This window comes from Agrobacterium sp. CFBP2214 (assembly GCF_030209895.1).
In the GTDB taxonomy this organism is placed as follows: Bacteria; Pseudomonadota; Alphaproteobacteria; order Rhizobiales; family Rhizobiaceae; genus Agrobacterium; species Agrobacterium radiobacter.
The window spans coordinates 100,332-117,265 of record NZ_JARVRC010000001.1 but is presented as its reverse complement, the minus strand read 5'-3'; the positions used below and the strand labels follow the sequence as shown (position 1 = coordinate 117,265).

Annotated in this window: 18 protein-coding genes; 11 read left to right on the top strand and 7 right to left on the bottom strand. The window is 59.6% G+C overall.

Features of this window, described 5'->3' with window-relative positions:
• From phnL to QRN60_RS00495, 11 genes are all read left to right on the top strand, one after another.
• Positions 1-708 (top strand): phosphonate C-P lyase system protein PhnL, encoded by a 708-nt coding sequence (phnL, locus tag QRN60_RS00545; RefSeq protein WP_112356082.1) that lies wholly within the window; start codon positions 1-3, stop codon positions 706-708.
• Complete coding sequence (locus QRN60_RS00540) at positions 705-1,322, top strand: transferase hexapeptide repeat family protein (RefSeq protein WP_003507319.1); 618 nt, start codon at positions 705-707, stop codon at positions 1,320-1,322. Before phnL ends, QRN60_RS00540 begins: the two co-directional genes overlap by 4 nt.
• Before the next feature lie 237 nt (positions 1,323-1,559).
• Positions 1,560-2,420: a phosphonate ABC transporter ATP-binding protein gene (phnC, locus tag QRN60_RS00535; RefSeq protein ID WP_060722756.1), complete on the top strand. Its 861-nt coding sequence runs from the start codon at positions 1,560-1,562 to the stop codon at positions 2,418-2,420.
• Positions 2,421-2,506: 86 nt separating this feature from the next.
• Positions 2,507-3,412: a phosphonate ABC transporter substrate-binding protein gene (gene phnD, locus QRN60_RS00530; RefSeq protein WP_060722755.1), complete on the top strand. Its 906-nt coding sequence runs from the start codon at positions 2,507-2,509 to the stop codon at positions 3,410-3,412.
• Positions 3,413-3,482: 70 nt separating this feature from the next.
• The gene (gene phnE / locus QRN60_RS00525; RefSeq protein WP_020811010.1) at positions 3,483-4,469 is read left to right on the top strand and encodes a phosphonate ABC transporter, permease protein PhnE; all 987 of its coding nucleotides are present in this window, start codon (positions 3,483-3,485) and stop codon (positions 4,467-4,469) included.
• Positions 4,469-5,818, top strand: a complete 1,350-nt coding sequence (gene phnE / locus QRN60_RS00520) for a phosphonate ABC transporter, permease protein PhnE (protein ID WP_129564657.1) — start codon at positions 4,469-4,471, stop codon at positions 5,816-5,818. Before phnE (QRN60_RS00525) ends, phnE (QRN60_RS00520) begins: the two co-directional genes overlap by 1 nt.
• A gap of 273 nt (positions 5,819-6,091) precedes the next feature.
• Positions 6,092-6,790, top strand: coding sequence for a DUF1045 domain-containing protein (locus tag QRN60_RS00515; RefSeq protein ID WP_165000553.1), 699 nt, complete (start codon positions 6,092-6,094; stop codon positions 6,788-6,790).
• Positions 6,787-7,923, top strand: coding sequence for an alpha-D-ribose 1-methylphosphonate 5-triphosphate diphosphatase (locus tag QRN60_RS00510; RefSeq protein ID WP_003507308.1), 1,137 nt, complete (start codon positions 6,787-6,789; stop codon positions 7,921-7,923). Before QRN60_RS00515 ends, QRN60_RS00510 begins: the two co-directional genes overlap by 4 nt.
• Positions 7,920-8,519: a phosphonate metabolism protein/1,5-bisphosphokinase (PRPP-forming) PhnN gene (phnN, locus tag QRN60_RS00505; RefSeq protein WP_020811012.1), complete on the top strand. Its 600-nt coding sequence runs from the start codon at positions 7,920-7,922 to the stop codon at positions 8,517-8,519. The genes QRN60_RS00510 and phnN overlap by 4 nt, the downstream gene beginning before the upstream one ends.
• 87 nt (positions 8,520-8,606) lie before the next feature.
• Positions 8,607-9,647 (top strand): AraC family transcriptional regulator, encoded by a 1,041-nt coding sequence (locus QRN60_RS00500; RefSeq protein ID WP_035213083.1) that lies wholly within the window; start codon positions 8,607-8,609, stop codon positions 9,645-9,647.
• Between the two features lie 368 nt (positions 9,648-10,015).
• Entirely contained in the window at positions 10,016-10,261 is a 246-nt protein-coding gene (locus tag QRN60_RS00495) for a helix-turn-helix domain-containing protein (protein ID WP_003507304.1), read from the top strand.
• A 224-nt stretch (positions 10,262-10,485) separates the two neighbouring features.
• Here QRN60_RS00495 and QRN60_RS00490 read toward each other — a convergent pair whose 3' ends face one another.
• The 7 genes from QRN60_RS00490 to QRN60_RS00460 all read right to left on the bottom strand — a co-directional run bounded on the left by QRN60_RS00490 (position 10,486) and on the right by QRN60_RS00460 (position 16,807).
• Positions 10,486-11,475: an Ldh family oxidoreductase gene (locus QRN60_RS00490; RefSeq protein ID WP_111791723.1), complete on the bottom strand. Its 990-nt coding sequence runs from the start codon at positions 11,473-11,475 to the stop codon at positions 10,486-10,488.
• A 150-nt stretch (positions 11,476-11,625) separates the two neighbouring features.
• Entirely contained in the window at positions 11,626-12,576 is a 951-nt protein-coding gene (locus tag QRN60_RS00485; protein ID WP_129564659.1) for an energy transducer TonB family protein, read from the bottom strand.
• The gene (gene exbD / locus QRN60_RS00480; protein ID WP_003507299.1) at positions 12,573-13,058 is read right to left on the bottom strand and encodes a TonB system transport protein ExbD; all 486 of its coding nucleotides are present in this window, start codon (positions 13,056-13,058) and stop codon (positions 12,573-12,575) included. The genes QRN60_RS00485 and exbD overlap by 4 nt, the downstream gene beginning before the upstream one ends.
• Before the next feature lie 6 nt (positions 13,059-13,064).
• Positions 13,065-14,285 (bottom strand): tonB-system energizer ExbB, encoded by a 1,221-nt coding sequence (gene exbB / locus QRN60_RS00475; RefSeq protein ID WP_112207316.1) that lies wholly within the window; start codon positions 14,283-14,285, stop codon positions 13,065-13,067.
• A gap of 191 nt (positions 14,286-14,476) precedes the next feature.
• A complete protein-coding gene (gene hutC, locus QRN60_RS00470) occupies positions 14,477-15,214 on the bottom strand; it encodes a histidine utilization transcriptional repressor HutC (protein ID WP_003507296.1) in 738 nt (245 codons plus the stop codon).
• Positions 15,215-15,248: 34 nt separating this feature from the next.
• On the bottom strand, positions 15,249-16,034 hold the full coding sequence (locus tag QRN60_RS00465; protein ID WP_111791721.1) for an ABC transporter ATP-binding protein: 786 nt from the start codon (positions 16,032-16,034) through the stop codon (positions 15,249-15,251).
• Complete coding sequence (locus QRN60_RS00460) at positions 16,034-16,807, bottom strand: ABC transporter permease (RefSeq protein WP_020810313.1); 774 nt, start codon at positions 16,805-16,807, stop codon at positions 16,034-16,036. The genes QRN60_RS00465 and QRN60_RS00460 overlap by 1 nt, the downstream gene beginning before the upstream one ends.
• Between the last annotated feature and the right edge of the window lie 127 nt (positions 16,808-16,934).

Below are 16,934 nucleotides of genomic sequence, written 5' to 3'. Positions count from 1 at the left end.
ATGACGACGCCTCTCATCGTTTCGGAAGTCTTCAAAAGCTTCACCATGCATCTTCGCGACGGCATCGAGCTGCCTGTCGTCCGCGACGTCAATTTCTCAGTCTGCAGCGGCGAATGTGTCGTGCTCGGCGGTCCTTCGGGCATCGGCAAAAGCTCGATCCTGAAAATGCTCTATGGCAATTACGCCATCGACAGCGGGCAGATTCTCATCCGCCATGAGGGTGAGATCGTCGATATCGGCAATGCCTCCCCGCGCAAGATCCTCGATATCCGCCACCGCACCATCGGTTATGTCAGCCAGTTCCTGCGCACCGTGCCGCGTGTCGCGGCCATCGACGTGGTTGCCGAGCCGCTTCTGGCGCGCAAGGTTGCCACTGAGGATGCGCGCGAACAGGCGGCGGCATTGCTTTCGAAGCTCAACCTGCCGCGGGAACTATGGTCGCTGCCGCCGGCAACCTTTTCAGGCGGTGAGCAGCAGCGCGTCAACATCGCGCGCGGTTTCATCACCGATCATGCGATCCTGCTTCTCGATGAGCCGACGGCTTCGCTCGACACCACCAACCGGCGCGTTGTGGTGGACATGATCCGGGAGAAAAAAGAAAAAGGCACGGCGCTGCTCGGCATCTTCCATGATGAGGAAGTGCGCGAAGCCGTGGCCGACCGAATTCTCGACGTTTCGCAATTCTCCCCCCGGAAGGCCGCAGCATGAGCGTGAAAGTCGGTCTCGAACCCGTCATCCACGAAAGCGCACGCGTCACCAATTCCTCGATCGGCCGCTACACCGAAATCTCGGAACGCTGCCGCATCGAGGAAGTCGAGATGGGCGATTACTCCTATGTCATGCAGGATGGTGCGATATGGTGCGCCACCATCGGCAAATTCGTCAATATAGCCGCTTCCGTCCGGATCAACGCTACCAATCACCCGATGCAGCGGGCGACGCTGCATCATTTCACCTATCGCGCTCACAGCTATTGGGACGACGCCGAGGATGAAACGGACTTCTTTGCCGCCCGCCGCGCCAAACGCGTGGTGATCGGCCACGATGTCTGGATCGGCCATGGCGCAACGATCCTGCCCGGCGTCACAGTTGGGAACGGCGCGGTGATCGGGGCGGGTGCGGTCGTCTCGAAAGACGTTGCGCCCTATACCATTGTCGGCGGCGTACCCGCACGGCTGATCCGGGAACGCTTCCCGACGGAGCTGGGCCGGCAAATGGATGATCTGAAGTGGTGGGATTGGGATCACGGAACATTGCGCGTCGCTCTCGACGATTTCCGCAACCTGGATGCCAAGGATTTCGTTGCAAAATATGGTGGGTGAAATCTCACCTCTGGCAAGGCAAGTGCAAATCCCGGGGCGAAACCCCGGGATTTTTGTCGATACACTCTAAAATGCCGGCGAATTTCAACGCCCTGACATGCCTATCGAGAGCTTCGTCGGCGAACAGGTGGACGCCAAGCCCGGGGAAATCTGTAATATTTTATTCATCAAACTGACATCCCCACTTCACGCGCCGCTGTTACGTCGAACCCCGTCAAAAGAAGATTGGACGGGGAAATGAGCTTTCACCTGAAGCAAGTCACGCGCCGTTTCGGCAAGCACACTGCGGTCGATTCCGTTGATGTCGAGATACCGCAAGGTCAGATGGTCGGCGTGATCGGACGCTCGGGTGCGGGAAAATCGACGCTGCTGCGCATGATCAACCGCCTCGTTGACCCCTCCTCGGGTTCCATTCATTTCAACGACACGGAAGTTTCGGCGTTGAGGGGCGCGGCGCTCCGCAACTGGCAGCGCGACTGCGCCATGATCTTCCAGCAGTTCAATCTGGTGCCGCGCCTTGACGTGCTGACCAATGTCATGCTCGGCCGCCTCAATCACCGTTCGACGGCGCTCAGCCTTTTCAACATCTTCACCCATGAAGAGCGGCTGATGGCGATCGCCGCGCTGGAGCGACTGGGCATCGAACATGTGGCCATGCAGGCGGCGGGCACGCTTTCCGGCGGCCAGCAGCAGCGTGTCGCCATTGCACGTGCGCTGATGCAGTCTCCGAAGATGGTGCTGGCCGATGAGCCGATTGCTTCGCTCGATCCGCTGAACGCCAAGATCGTGATGGACGCGCTGCGTGACATCAATGAGCGCGAAGGCATCACCGTCATCACCAACCTGCATACGCTGGATACGGCGCGCAATTATTGCGAACGCATCATCGGCATGTCTCAGGGCCGCGTCGTCTTCGACGGAACGCCCGCCGAACTGACGGCTGCGGCCGTTACAGAGATTTACGGAACCGATTCTCAAGGCTCCGGCATCGACGAGACCATGACCTCGACCAGCATCAACATTCCCGGCGCGCAGCTTGCCGCGCGTCCGGTGCAGCAATCTGCCGGCCCCGAACCGCTCGCTCTCGCCGGGCTCTGAGGAACCGCTCAGCATCGTTTGCGCCCGCGTCAAGGGCCGAATACTTCACAACAAACTCCGGCTTGCCGGGAAACAGGAGAAAGTCCATGTTGAAGAAAGTCCTTCTTTCGGCAGTCGCCCTTGGCGTTCTGGCCGGTTCCGCCATGGCTCAGGACGTCAAGGTTCTGCGCATCGGTCTCGACGGTTCCGAAAACGAAGCCGACCAGATCCGCAACACCAAGTGCGTTGCCGATGGCCTCAAGGCTGCAACCGGCGTTTCCGAAGTTCAGGTTTTCCCGTCGCCGGACTATAACGGTGTCATCCAGGGTCTGCTCGGCGGCACCATCGACATCGCCTCCATGGGCGCTTCCTCCTACGCCAAGATCGCTCTGGCCGATCCGAAGGCCGTCGACCCGATCCTGACCACGGCTGGCGCTGACGGTTCGACCGGTTATTACACGATCATGGTTGCCCGCAAGGACAGCGGCATCAAGACGCTGGCAGACGCCAAGGGCAAGAAGATCGGCTTCGCCGACCCTGACTCCACCTCCGGCTTCCTCGTTCCGAACGTGGCTATTCCGAAGGAAACCGGCGTTCCGGTCAAGGAATACTTCTCCGAAACCGGTTTCGGCGGCGGCCATGAGAACCTCGTTCTCGCCGTTCTCGACAAGAAGTTCGACGTCGGCACCACCTTCGGTTCGGGCGTCGGCAAGTGGGAAGAAGGCTACACGGCCGGCAACCTCTACCAGATGGTCAAGAAGGGCAACCTCGACATGGACGATATCGTCGAAGTCTGGAAGTCGCCGCTGATCCCGAACGGCCCGCTCATGGTCACCAACAAGCTCGGCGACGCGATGAAGCAGAAGGTCGAAAACTTCTTCATGGAACTGCCGAAGAAGGACCTCGCCTGCTTCCAGGGTTTCACCCAGGGCAAGAACACCGCCTACATCAAGGTCGACCCGTCCTTCTACCAGACGATCATCGACGCCCGTAAGTCCGTTATCGGCGGCTGATCCTCAGATCATATCCGGAAGCGGCGGTGCCCAGCGGCACCGCCGCTTTTGCCAATAAAGGAAAAGCGGCATGGCGACCACACTGCACCATGGCACCCTCTCGCCCGAGAGGTTGAGCGCATCGTCCCAGACGGTCATGCGCCACTATCAACAGCAGCTTGCGACACGGCGGATCTATACCGTCATTTCGCTCGTGATCTTTCTCGCCATCCTAGCCGCCTCGCTGAATTTCGCCAATGCGGCCAATTCAGGCAAGTTCTTCGAGCGCCTGCCCTATTTCTTCGATTTCATGAAGACCTTCGTGCCCGATAGTCCGCTGGAAATCTTCCGTGCGATGTTCGACCTGCCGTCGCCCTATGCGGATGGTTCGCTGAAATACAACTATGTCGCGGACCGCGTTTACATCACCGATGGTTTCTACATCCCCCACTTCATCTACCAGCTGATCATCACCCTCAATATTGCACTGGTCTCGACAATCATCGGCACGGGTTTTGCCTTCGTGCTCTGCTTCTTCGCCTCCACCAATCTCGTCGGCGCCGGCCTCGTGCGCTGGGTGGTGCGCCGGGTGATGGAAGTGCTGCGCGCCTTTCCGGAAATCGTCGTTGCCGGGCTGCTCACCGCCATCCTGTCGATCGGTCCGATCGCGGCGATCATCGCGATTTCGGTCCACACGATCGGTGCGCTAGGCAAGCTCTTCTTCGAAGTGGTGGAAAATGCCGACATGAAGCCGGATGAAGGTCTGCGCGCCGCCGGCGCCAACTGGCTGGAGCGGGTGCGTTTCGCCATCGTGCCGCAGGTTCTGCCCAATTTCGTTTCCTACGCCTTGCTGCGCGCCGAAATCAACGTACGCGCCTCCACCATCATCGGTGCGGTCGGCGGCGGCGGCATCGGTGAGGTCTTCCGGCTGTCGATCGGAAACGACCATGCGTCGAAGACCTATGCCATCATCATCCTCCTGCTGATCACCATCATCGCCGTCGACCAGTTCTCCAGCTGGCTGCGCCGTAGGCTGATCGGCCAACAATCCTTTGAATTCGGACGGGGAGCGGCCTGATGTCGTCCAGCTTCATTCTCAACACCGCCGACCGCGAAAGACTGACGGCTGCACATCCGCAAGTGTTCAACCGCAGTTTCATTCAGCGATATGGTCTGCTCGTCGGCCTTCTCGCCGTCACCGTCTATCTCATCGGCTGTTTTTTCTTTTTCAATGTCGGTCCGGCTTTCATGCAGGGCCGCTGGGATCGCGCCTCGAGCTATATTCAGGACTGGTACTCCTGGCGCGCGCAGCCACGCCTTCGTTTCGAAGACGGCAAGGTTCAGCCGCAATGGTCGAGCCGCGGTCAATATCCGACAAATGCAAAGATCGACTGGCTGCAGCCTTTGCCGGATGGCGGCTATAGCGTCGTTTATGCGGGCTCGGACAACCGCCTCGACGTGACGCCGACACGGGTGGATGTTTATGTCGACGGCAAGAGCTACCCTGTTGTCATCAACGACGATGCAGCGGTCGCACCACAGGGCCTGCCCGACGAAATCCAGCAGGACGGCAAGAAGGTCCTCGTGCATTACGGCTTTGCTGGTCAGGCGGAAATCCGCGCCAGCCAGGTCTATGTGCAGCGCCGCTTCCTCGGATGGGCGAACTTCCTGTTCGACACCAAATCGGAATTCTGGGGCAAGGGTTATGGCGAACTCGCCGCTCTCGCCCTGTGGGGAGAGAGGCTCGATCCCGAGCGCTCCAATATCGGCCACATGGTCGATGATTTCCTCGACAACAGCGTCTGGCAACATGCCGATATTCTTTCCAAGCTGATGCAGACGCTGGTCATGGCCTTCGTCGGCACCCTGTTCGGCACAGTCGTCGCCCTGCCGCTCGCCTTTATCGCCGCACGCAACATCACCGCCAACAAGGCCGCCAACTGGGGCATGAAGCGCCTGTTCGACTTCCTTCGCTCGATCGACATGCTGATCTGGGCGCTGTTCTTCACTCGTAGTTTCGGCCCCGGACCGATCCCCGGCATTGCCGCGATTTTCTTCACCGATACAGGAGCGTTGGGCAAGGTCTATGCTGAGGCGCTGGAGAATGTCGATGACAAGCAGCGCGAGGGCGTCAAATCGGTCGGCGCATCCCCGATTGCCGTCAATCGTTTCGGTGTGCTGCCGCAGGTTCTGCCGGTCTTCATTTCGCAATCGCTTTATTTCTGGGAAAGCAACACGCGCTCCGCCACCATCATCGGTGCGGTGGGTGCGGGCGGCATTGGTCTTAAACTACTGGAAGCGATGGGCACCAATGCCGACTGGGACAAGGTCGCCTATATGGTTCTGCTTATCCTCCTGGTCGTTTTCCTGTTCGACCATATCTCCAATTCACTGCGTTCGCGCCTGATCGGAAAAACACAGCACTGAGCTTTGATGGGATGGGATGACGAAAGTCGCAACGACGGTCGTCATCCCATCAGGACACTCGCGCAGTCCTTATTTCTGCCAGCCGCACCGCCTCATCATGTCCTTCTGAGTCCTCGGCATGTTCTGAAGATTTGCCGCATTTCGAATGCTCTTTTTTTCCTCCGCATCATCATTCTGTCACGGAAACCGATTACCTCGCACTCCTGACCTTGCGGGAAGCGGGCGAGTCACGCCAAATAGCTTCTCATCCCTGGTTTCCCATGACACTGAAGAGTGCTTGCCGTGCGCTACGCCATCTATTTTTCTCCGGCTAAAGATCATCCGTTGACCGAGGCAGCGTCACGATGGCTGGGCCGCAATGCATTTTCCGGCACATTGCATGACGACCACGACGACTATGCCGACCTGACGGAGGAGCCTCGCCGTTACGGTTTCCACGCGACGCTGAAGGCTCCTTTCGAACTTGCCGAAAAATACAGCGAAGCGGAGCTGCTCTCGGCCTTCGAAGATTTCGCAGCCAGCCAGTCCGCCTTCGAAATTCCGCGCGTCGTTGTTGGTGCGCTAGGGCCTTTTTACGCACTGGTTCCCGACCGCATCTATCAGCCGCTGCAGGATTTTGCCGCCGAGATCGTCGACCATTTCGACCGGTTTCGTGCACCCCTCTCGGAGACCGATATTGCCCGTCGGCGGCCACAGATGCTGACGGAAAGCCAGCGGCAAAATCTGTCGCTCTGGGGTTATCCGCATGTCATGGACGATTTCCGTTTTCACATGACGCTGACCGGCCGCATCGATGAAACCGAACAGCCCGCCATGCAAGAGGTGCTTTCGGCGCGATTTTCCGAATTCGTTGACAAGCCTCTCACCATTTCCGGCCTCGCCTTGTTCATTGAAGAAATGCGCGGCGCACCCTTTACCGTTCATAGCTGGCACCCCCTTGGCCAGCCACCAAAGAAAGATGCGAACCCATGACCGAGCACGCCCTTTCCAATGCCCGTATCGTTCTGGAAGACGATATTATTCTGGGATCCGTCCTGATCCGTGACGGCAAGATTGCCGATATCAGCGAGGGCGCTTCCAAAACCGGCGAAGACCTTGAAGGTGACTTTCTGATCCCCGGTCTGGTGGAACTGCATACCGACCATCTGGAACAGCATTATTCGCCGCGTCCCGGCGTGATCTGGGACAAGATTGCCGCCATTCAGGCGCATGACGCGCAGGTGGCCGCCTCCGGCATCACCACCGTGTTCGACTGCCTGCGGCTTGGTTCGGATGAGGATGGCGGCTTCGAGAAGGGCGAAATGCGGGAGATGGCTGACGCCATCGAGGCGGCAGCGGATCAGAACCGCCTGCGCGCGGACCACCTGCTGCATCTGCGCTGCGAAGTGGCGTCCGCCGATGTGCTGGACCATTTCGAAGACTTCGAAACGGATCCGCGCGTACGGCTGATTTCGCTGATGGACCACTCCCCGGGTCAGCGCCAGTTCCAGTCCATGGATCAGTATATCTTCTATTATCAGAAGAAGCGCGGATTGAGCGACGAGGCCTTCGCCGAATTCGTGCGGCGCCGGCAGGCCGCGTCAGCGGAATATTCCACCAAGCACCGCGATTATCTGGCCGCCCGCTGCGCCGAACGCGGCATCACCGTTGCGAGCCATGACGACGCCACCGAAGCACATGTAGGCGAAGCGATCGGCCACGGCGTGAAGCTGGCGGAATTCCCGACCAGCGTCGAAGCCGCAAAAGCCTCACACAGCGCCGGCATGAGCGTACTGATGGGTGCGCCGAACATCGTTCGCGGCAAGTCCCATTCCGGCAATATCGCCGCCCGCGATCTCGCCGAGATCGGCGTGCTGGATGTTCTTTCTTCCGACTACGTGCCGTTCAGCCTGCTCTTCGCACCGTTCCTGCTTGCCGACCAGGTGGAAGCCATCACCCTGCCGGAAGCGCTGCGCATGGTCACCGCCACGCCCGCCCGGACGGTTGGCCTACTTGATCGCGGTCGTATTGCGACGGGATTGCGGGCCGATCTGGTCCGGGTTCACCGCGAGGATGGCGTGCCGGTCGCCCGTTCCGTCTGGCGTCAGGGCAAGCGCGTGGCATGACCGACGATGGGCAGGATAACCGGCGCGAACAATCGCCCGGTACGATGATCGTGGTTGTCGGGCCGAGCGGGGCCGGCAAGGACACGCTGATGGATTATGCGGCGACCCAGCTTTCCGGCCGGCCGGGTTTCCACTTCACGCGTCGCGTCATTACCCGCAGCGGCGACGCGGGCGGTGAAAATCACGATGCCGTTTCGATGCACGAATTCAATCGCCTGAAAGATGCAGGCGCCTTCGCGGTTTCCTGGGAGGCACATGGGTTGAAATACGGCATTCCAGCTGCCGTCTATCATCATCTCGACGCGGGAGACGTGGTCATCGCCAACGGGTCACGTTCCGCCCTGCCCCATTTCGGCACCGCCTTTTCCCGTCTCAAGGTCGTGAACATCGTCGCACAGCCGGACGTGCTGGCAAGGCGGCTGGAGCAGCGCGGACGGGAAAGCCGGGAAGATATTCTCCGACGGCTGGAACGCAGTTCCCTGACGGTCGTCGGGGACTTCGACGTGACGACCGTCGATAATAGCGGCGCAATCGAAGACGCCGGCAGAACCATCCTGCGGCTATTGCAGCAGAGTGTCGGCTCCAGCCGTACTTAGAATCCCGCAGCCGGGCTGCTCGACAAACGCTGTCTCAGGGCTTACCATCAGGCGACAATTTCCAAACATGGTACGCCAAGGCGAGGGATGCCTGAAAAAAGGGTCAGTGACGAGATAAGTGTGGTGGCCGGTCTGGCTGCCGGCGTCAGCAATTATGCCCGTTCACGGGGCATCGATATCACTCCCATCTGCAAGGCTCTTGATATTGATCCCGCCACATTCAGCAGCCTGACGGAACGCATCAGCCTCGATAGATTTTCCCGTCTGCTCGAAACCTGCGCACTGATTTCCGGTGACGACGCCTTTGGCCTGCAATGCGCCTCCGCCTTTCCAGCGGGCGCATCCGGCGCGTTCGGATATGGCCTGATCAGCGCGCCGACGGTACGGGCCTTCCTGCGCTTTCTTCAGGACCATGTCTATTACGCCACCAACAACAGCAATTTCACCATGGTAACGGATGCCACGCAGGTAACCCTGTCATGGTCCTTCGCACCGGTGATTGCCAAACGCGATCAATATGTGGATTTATCGCTCGCCGTCCTGGTACAGCGCCTCCGTGATATTCTCGGAGATCGTATCAACCAGATCGAGATCGGTCTGGAGCGGCCGAAACCGAATAATATTCAGCTATTTAAAGAAAAAATGACCCGGCGCGTCAGTTTTTCCCAGCCGATCCATACCATGCGTCTTCCGGTATCGCTTCTCGATGTGGTCAATCCGAATACGGATGAGCGGCTGTTCGAACTGATGAATCTGCAATGCCGCATGTTGCGACCGGAGACATCGGCGGATGCGACCCATTTCATCGACCAGGTGAAGCGGTATATGCAGATGCGGCTCTCGGATGCCGAGCTTTCGCTCAGCGAGATCGCTCCCTATTTCAACCTGTCGGAACGGAGTTTTCAACGGCGGCTCGCTGAGCTCGGCACCAATCTCAACGAGATAAAGGATGCCATTCGCAAAAACGCCGGTTTTAAACTCCTCGTGGAAAGCGATCTTCCGGTATCCGACATCAGTTACAGGCTTGGCTATTCGACGCCAGGTGCGTTTTCGCGTTCCGTTTCCCGCTGGTTCGGGGCAACACCGACGGACATTCGCAAGAAACACGCGCATCATTCCACCGGATGATACATGTTTACGGTATCAATATTTCGGAATGACGCATTTAATTTGAGAAATATGTCGCCCCTCATCGCAATATGTGCCGAAACATAACAATAAAACGAAAAACTTGGCGCGAGATGTTATTCTATCGGCGTAGTACATCGCCTATTAGAGCGCCGCATATCCCTAGGGTGTGGCCAAAAACATTCCAGAGCTTGGAAGCTCCGCGCCGCGGCCTTTTACTGCATAATTCCCGATGCCAGATGAAACCTATTGGCGAAACTAACGTTTCTGTTCGCGTCTAGACAGAGCGGTTAGCGAGCTGGTTTCGGGGAATGAACCATTGCCTGATCGTGCCCCGGGAAGGTCAATCTCTTTTGAGGCTGAAAGAAATGTCTTCAAATACGCCGCATGAACATCGCCAGACACGCGAAATCATCCTTTCGGAGCGTGAGCGGCAATATCTCGGGCTGGTGGCGAGAGGCAAGCATCCCTCCCACGTCGCCTTGATTACAGGTGCGGACGAAGCAGACGTGAAGGATACTCTTGAACGCGTGCGCCAAAGGCTGGGCGCGGCCAATCTGCTGAATGCCGTCAGCATCGCACTGCTGCGCGGCCTGATCGAACAGGAAGCGTAGTCACCACCTGCTCAAGTCCAAGCTTACGCGAACGTCCCCTCCCGTAAGCTGAAAACCGAATGAGCGGCTTTCTGCGTCAAAATCCTTCCATATCAATGGCGGGATGGCGGACCAAAGGTGGGCTGGACATGATGTCCCGCCCTATCGACGCAGATGCAAAGCAGCCATTTACGGTTTGCCCGGCGGGTCCTATTCGACCCGCCGGGTTTATTATTGTGGGGACTTTAGAGCGATTGAATTTCGGCCAGAATATCGCTTTCGATCACGATGCCGCTTTCCAGCGCCTGTTTGCGAATACCCTGACTACGACGACCGGGCAGACGCACATTTTCCTGTTTTTCGATCTCGCCGGCGATAAGCGCCAGCCGCTCGGTAAAGGCCGCGCCGCCCGACGATACCGGGTCAATGGCGATGATCGTGTGGCCGAGGGAGGGCGGAGCGCCCTTGTCGTCCAGAAGCGAAGAAGCCTGGAATGCGAAGTTCCCGCCGGTAATCGCGGCGGCCATGATCTCTACCATCAACGCCAGCGCAGCACCCTTGGCCTCACCTGCGGGCACCATAGTACCCTCTATGGCCTCTTCGGGATCGGTCGTCGGCCGGCCGTTTCTGTCGAGCGCCCAGTCGCCGGGGATCGTTTCACCCTTCTGGCGGGCGGCCATGATCTTCCCGCGCGCGACCTTGGAGAGCGCGAGATCGATGACCAGCGGATCGGCGCCGCCGACGGGGGTGGCGAAGGCGATTGGATTGGTTCCATAAAGCGGTTTGCTGCCGCCCCAGGGCGCCATGGATGCGGGCGCGTTGGCGAACATGAGCGCTACAAGACCCATTTCGGCGAGCCGCTCGACGGTCAGCGCCATAACACCGGCATGATGGGAGCGGTGGATCGCGGCGAGCGCGATGCCCTGCTGCCGGGCCATTTCAGGCAACTCCCCAAGGGCGCAATCGATCGCCGGATAGGCATAACCGTGATTGGCGTCGATGGAGAGCACACCCGGCTTCACGCGCGTCGCCACCGGACGCGCCTTGCCATCAACCTTTCCAACCCGCGCCTGGCGGACATAGACGGGGATGCGACGAAAACCGTGGCCACCCTGGCCAGCCGCCTCGGAGGCGACAAGCGCCTTCGCCACCGAACGGGCGTTTTGCGGCAGAACGCCGTTGCGCTCAAAGATAGAGGATACGAGATCCTCCGCCTCTGCGATTGAGAATTTCATGATTTTCGTGATTCCTGTTGGCTTGCATGCGATGGGACGGATTGGTCCTACTCTGCGGTATACGGTCGCTGCAAATCAACATGGAAAATAAACCGGGCATCCCATCCTCTCCCGAGTCGGGATGCCCTTTTGCAGTCGGGCTGTTTCACCTTACTTGAAAAGAATCGGCAGCGTAAAACTCGTATTTGCCCCTGGAGGCGGCGGCGAGACGGACGCTTTTTGTATGACGGCCAGAAGCTTCTGGTCCATTGCCGAGTCACCGGTAGATGAAATAATCCTCGCACCGCCGACGGAACCACCGCTGTCTATCTTGAATGAAACCGTAATGGCCATTCCCGAATTTCCAGCGGAACGGGCCAGTCGCCGTCGCATCGCCGAGCGCACTTTCGCATCCCAGGCAGCATTTGACACGGACGAGGACGAGAAGGAGCCGGCATTACTGCGCGATGCCGCCGTTCGGTCGGACTGCTGAGCCTCTATCTTGGCCGTTTCCCGAAAGTCTGAGGCCTGTTGCGGTTTGGGACGCTGGCGCTCGACCTTCTTTTTCTCTTCCGGCTCTTTCTTTTCCACCTTCTTTTCGACAGGTGGCGGCGGAGGCCGTATGACGGGCAAGGGAACCTCGACATTTTCGAGTTCCGCCATCATCTGTTCCTGAACGGGATCGATCGGCTCCACCGGCTCGGGAATTTCCTGCGGTTCGACGATCTCCTCGACCGGCGGTTCCGGTGGCTGCACGGGCTCTGGCGGCGGCGTTTCCGCCACCGGCTCTGGCGGCGGCGTTTCCGCCACCGGCTCCGGTGGCGGCGGCTCTTCGGGGGCTGCTTCCTCCACCGGTTCGCTGCTGTCGCTCTTTACCTCTTCGGCGTCTTCGACATCCTGCGCCTGCGTCGTTTCTTCGGTGTTGACGGCTTCCGGTATCGCCGCCATTTCGATCATGATCGCGGCAGGCGGCGGCCCGCCAGCATCCAGCTCCTCCGGCTCCTGCATCAGATAATAGGCAAACCCGGCATGAACGCTCAGCATGAGCACCGCCGCGGCGGACCACAGCGTCACTTCCCCGAGACGGGAATGCCGGGCCTGCGGATAGCCGTTTTCACTCATGGCGCGGTTCCCTGCCCCGCCGGCGCTGCTGGTTGGCCAGCGGCAGCGGGCTGCGATGCGGCAGCCGCGTTTTCCAGCCCTACAAGGGCGATCTTCAGATAGCCGGCATCTCTCAGCAGGTTCATGATTTCCATGAAGTGACCATAATCAACCGCTTTATCGGCGCGCAGGAAGATGCGCGTATCCTTCTTGCCACCCGTCTGCCGGTCGATAGCTGCCGCCAATGCTTCGCGGGCAACCGCATCATTGCCGAGATTGAGCGACAGATCGTCCTTGACAGTCAGATAGAGCGGCTCTTCCGGGCGCTCCGCCGGTTTGGCGGTGGATGCCGGCAGATCGACATTCACATCAACGGTGGCGAGCGGTGCGGCCACCATGAAGATGATGAGCAGAACAAGCATCACGTCGATGAAGGGCGTGACGTTGATCTCGTGGTTTTCGGAGAGATCGTCTCCGCTATTTTCGCGAATGCCGCCAGCCATGACCAATCACCGTCCAACCAGCGACACGGCGGGCTTGCTCGCACTGCCCGGCGGAATGCGGCGGAAATCGAGGTCGCGGCTGACGAGGCGTTCCACGCCGGCTGCCGCATCCGCCAGCAGATGCCGGTATCCGGTAATGGAACGGGCGAAGACGTTGTAGATCACCACGGCCGGAATAGCGGCGACGAGGCCGATGGCGGTGGCCAAAAGCGCCTCGGCAATACCAGGCGCGACGACGGCGAGATTGGTGGTCTGCGATTCCGAAATACTGATGAAGGAGTTCATGATGCCCCAGACGGTGCCGAACAGGCCGACAAAGGGAGCGGTGGAACCGATGGTCGCCAGAACACCCGTTCCGCGCGACATGCGGCGACCGGCATGGGTTTCGATACGCGACAGCGCCGAGGACACACGCTCCTTGATGCCGCCGCCGTCGGTATGTTCGACCACCGCATCGGAAAGCTGCATTTCGTGGGTTGCCATGCGCAGCATCAAGGCTGCCGGACCGCCCCTCTTTTCAACTGCCTCGGTGGCCTCGTTCAAGGTTTTTGCCCTGCGAATGACCTTGAGCGTCGCACCGGCCCGCACCCGTGCACCCGCAAGCTCGATGGACTTCGCCACCCAGACCGTCCAGGTAACGAGCGATGCGAAGGCAAGCCCGATCATCACACCCTTCACGACCCAGTCCGCCGCCATGAACATGCCCCAGGGGGACAGGTTGTGCGGGATATCAGCACGATGTTCGGCGCTCGCGGGCTCGGCGCTCACAGGCTCCAGCGGGGTGGAGGTTTCACTCGGCGCGACCGTCTGGTTCGTCTGCGCGGGCTGTTCGGTCTGCGTCGGCTGCGGCGCGGCACCTTCGGACACCGGCGCGGGATCAGTTGCGGATTGAGCGGGAGCAGGCTGGGCCGGTGCGGGCTGAGCTGACTGAGGCTGAGCTGACTGGGGCTGCGAGGGCGCGGTGGCGGCCGGCTGTTCCGGCGCTGTCGCAGAAGGCTGAACGGGCGCGGTGGCCGGAGCACTCGGCGCTGCAGGAGCCGCCGGTTGGGCGTGCTGAGCCGCTTCCGTTTGCGGTGCCGGCTGTATCTGGGTTTCCGATGCCGTCTGAGCGAAAACCGCGCCGGCGCTTAAGCCGGCCAGCAAGGTGACAGCCATGGCAAGGGAGAGATGCCGTGTTGTATTTGCCCTGTTGAAAGATGCGGAGGAAGTTGAGGTCTCAGCTGACATAATTTTTATCCCGGATTTCCGTCGATGAACTCATCCGCAGATTGACCGGATTTTAAACCGGGGCCATCAACGGATGCCGTCGTGAAAGCTTGACGTTCCGATAATAAACCTGAGTTCTTTTGACAACTATTATATTGCCAAAAGACAACCCGTAAACTCTTCTTTACAAAAAATTGACCGATCGACGGTATTCAGCTGTTCTGTGAGGGTGAAAACTGCGCAATGAGCGCATGTCGATCGCCGGGATAGGTGACCCGGACGCGGGTAATATGATCCGCCCCATGCCAGGTCCGCCGATCAATGACCAGACAGGCCGCACCGGAAGCGATACCCAGCGCCATCGCATTTTTACGGTCGGCGGAAACGGCGCTGATCCGATGTTCGGCAGCGCTCCAGGGCACCATCTTCAGCAGCCACGTTCCTGGCCCAACCTGCGAAAAATCCGCAAATTCGGCGTCAGGAACGGCGGTGGCATTGATGATGCGTTCTTCAAGGCAAAAGGGAACGCCGCCGGCAAAATGCGTGCAGGTGAGTTCCAGAACCGGGGCATCGGCCGCAAGGGCCATGGCTGCGCCGTCTTTTTCCCCTGCAGGGCGCAGATGTCGCTTGTCGAGACGATAACCGTAAACGAGACCGAGCGCCTGCACCTCCCGTTCAATGTCATGGATCTCCAGCACGGCCGATTGCGCATGGGGCTGGCGAACGAAAGTGCCGAGACGCCGGCGTCTTTCAATCAGGCCCCGCTGCACCAGTTCGCCGAGAGCCTTGTTCACCGTCATGCGCGAACAGGCATATTGCCGGGTCATCTCGTGTTCGAAGGGAATACGATAACCCGGCGGCCATTCGCCCGACATGATGTGGCGCTCGACATCATTGCGGATGCGCTCGTGTAGCGATTTCTCCTGAAGATCGGCGTCTGTGCTCCTCATCCCGATGCTTCCATCCTCCTTTTTGCCGGATCGACTATCCATGGGCAGCGGCGGCAATCGCCTCGCTGCGTATTTCCTCCGTAAGCTTGGCGCGCAGCTGCGAAAATTCCGGGCTGGCCTTGACGGTGTAGTGGCGCGGATGCGGCAGGTCGACCGGTGTGATCGACTTGATACGGCCCGGCCTTGCGGACATGGTCACCACACGCGACGCCATGAAGACCGCCTCCTCGATATCATGGGTGACGAAAATGACCGTCTTCTGCTCCCGCTCCCAGATACCGAGCAGCAATTCCTGCATCAGCCCACGCGTCTGGTTGTCGAGAGCGCCGAAAGGCTCATCGAGCAGCAGGATTTTCGGGCCGTTCGCCAGAGCGCGGGCAATGGCCGTTCTCTGCTGCATGCCGCCGGACAATTGTTTCGGCCAATGGTTTTCGAAGCCGCGCAGGCCGACTTTGTCGATATAGCTATCGACAATCTCCCATTTTTCCTTCTCGGCCGCGCCGCGTTCGCGCAGGCCGAAGGCGACGTTTTCGCGGATCGTCAGCCAGGGAAACAGCGTATAGGACTGGAACACCATGCCGCGATCCGCCCCCGGGCCCGTCACCGCCTTGCCGGAGAGAAGGACCTCACCCGTCGTCGGGCGGTCGAGACCGGCGATGATGCGCAGCAGGGTTGATTTCCCGCATCCCGACGGGCCGAGGATGGTGACGAAATCATTGCGGGGGATTTCCAGATTCGTCGGCTGCAAGGCCAGCGTCGGCTGCCCACCCTGAACGCCGGGAAAGATGCGGCTGACGCCCTTGATAACGAGTTCGCTCATCAGGCAAGCCTCCAGGCGAAAAGCTTCCGGTTCAGCGATTTGAACGCGAAATCGGAAATGAGGCCGATAATGCCGATGACGATGATGCCGAAGATGATCTGGCCGGTCGCCATCAGCGCCTGGCTGTTGATGATCATATAGCCAATCCCCGAGGAAGCGCCGATCAGTTCCGCCACGATGACATAGGTCCAGGCCCAGCCAAGGACAAGGCGGAGGATTTCGGCAATATCGGGCGCATTGGCGGGAATGAGGACACGGCGCACCACGCCCCGGTCCTTCGCGCCCAGCGTATAGGCTGCCTCCACCAGATCCCGGCGCGTGCCGGCAACCGCTACGGCCACCATCAGGATGATCTGGAACACCGCACCTATGAAGATAACCAGCAGCTTCTGCATCTCGCCGATGCCGGCCCAGAGAATGAGCAGCGGCACGAAGGCGGAAGCGGGCAGATAGCGCGCGAAGGAGACGAAGGGCTCAAGCAGCGCCTCGATGGGCTTATAAGCTCCCATGGCGATGCCAACAGGCACGGCAACGACCGATGCCAGTACGAAACCGCCCACCACGCGCCAGATCGTCATGCCGATATCGCTGGCAAAACCCTGATCGGTCAGGAGATAGATGCCGTCCTTCAGCATGGTGATGGGGTCGGCCAGAAAGGTCGGCGACACGAAACCGCCCAGCGTGGCAAAGCCCCAGGCGGAGAAAAACAGCACGAAGAACAGAATGCCGAGAGCAATTCTCGTGCTGTTCCTGATGGGTTGAAGAGGTTGCATCTGTCGCCTGTCCGGAAAACCGGCGCGGCACTTTCGCCGCGCCATCAGAACGCCCTGCGCCTTTCGTGACACACAATCGACGCTCTCACTTATTTTTGGCCGCAATATTCCCCGCAGGGAATGCGGC

Excerpts from the sequence above, each read along its gene's own strand:
- phnE (WP_020811010.1), top strand. The coding sequence starts at position 3,483 with ATGGCGACCACACTGCACCATGGCACCCTCTCGCCCGAGAGGTTGAGC.
- QRN60_RS00500 (WP_035213083.1), top strand. The coding sequence starts at position 8,607 with ATGCCTGAAAAAAGGGTCAGTGACGAGATAAGTGTGGTGGCCGGTCTG.
- QRN60_RS00495 (WP_003507304.1), top strand. The coding sequence starts at position 10,016 with ATGTCTTCAAATACGCCGCATGAACATCGCCAGACACGCGAAATCATC.
- QRN60_RS00465 (WP_111791721.1), bottom strand. The coding sequence starts at position 16,034 with ATGAGCGAACTCGTTATCAAGGGCGTCAGCCGCATCTTTCCCGGCGTT.
- QRN60_RS00540 (WP_003507319.1), top strand. The coding sequence starts at position 705 with ATGAGCGTGAAAGTCGGTCTCGAACCCGTCATCCACGAAAGCGCACGC.
- phnC (WP_060722756.1), top strand. The coding sequence starts at position 1,560 with ATGAGCTTTCACCTGAAGCAAGTCACGCGCCGTTTCGGCAAGCACACT.
- QRN60_RS00460 (WP_020810313.1), bottom strand. The coding sequence starts at position 16,807 with ATGCAACCTCTTCAACCCATCAGGAACAGCACGAGAATTGCTCTCGGC.
- exbD (WP_003507299.1), bottom strand. The coding sequence starts at position 13,058 with ATGGCTGGCGGCATTCGCGAAAATAGCGGAGACGATCTCTCCGAAAAC.
- phnD (WP_060722755.1), top strand. The coding sequence starts at position 2,507 with ATGTTGAAGAAAGTCCTTCTTTCGGCAGTCGCCCTTGGCGTTCTGGCC.
- QRN60_RS00485 (WP_129564659.1), bottom strand. The coding sequence starts at position 12,576 with ATGAGTGAAAACGGCTATCCGCAGGCCCGGCATTCCCGTCTCGGGGAA.
- QRN60_RS00510 (WP_003507308.1), top strand. The coding sequence starts at position 6,787 with ATGACCGAGCACGCCCTTTCCAATGCCCGTATCGTTCTGGAAGACGAT.
- phnL (WP_112356082.1), top strand. The coding sequence starts at position 1 with ATGACGACGCCTCTCATCGTTTCGGAAGTCTTCAAAAGCTTCACCATG.
- QRN60_RS00490 (WP_111791723.1), bottom strand. The coding sequence starts at position 11,475 with ATGAAATTCTCAATCGCAGAGGCGGAGGATCTCGTATCCTCTATCTTT.
- exbB (WP_112207316.1), bottom strand. The coding sequence starts at position 14,285 with ATGTCAGCTGAGACCTCAACTTCCTCCGCATCTTTCAACAGGGCAAAT.
- phnN (WP_020811012.1), top strand. The coding sequence starts at position 7,920 with ATGACCGACGATGGGCAGGATAACCGGCGCGAACAATCGCCCGGTACG.
- phnE (WP_129564657.1), top strand. The coding sequence starts at position 4,469 with ATGTCGTCCAGCTTCATTCTCAACACCGCCGACCGCGAAAGACTGACG.
- hutC (WP_003507296.1), bottom strand. The coding sequence starts at position 15,214 with ATGAGGAGCACAGACGCCGATCTTCAGGAGAAATCGCTACACGAGCGC.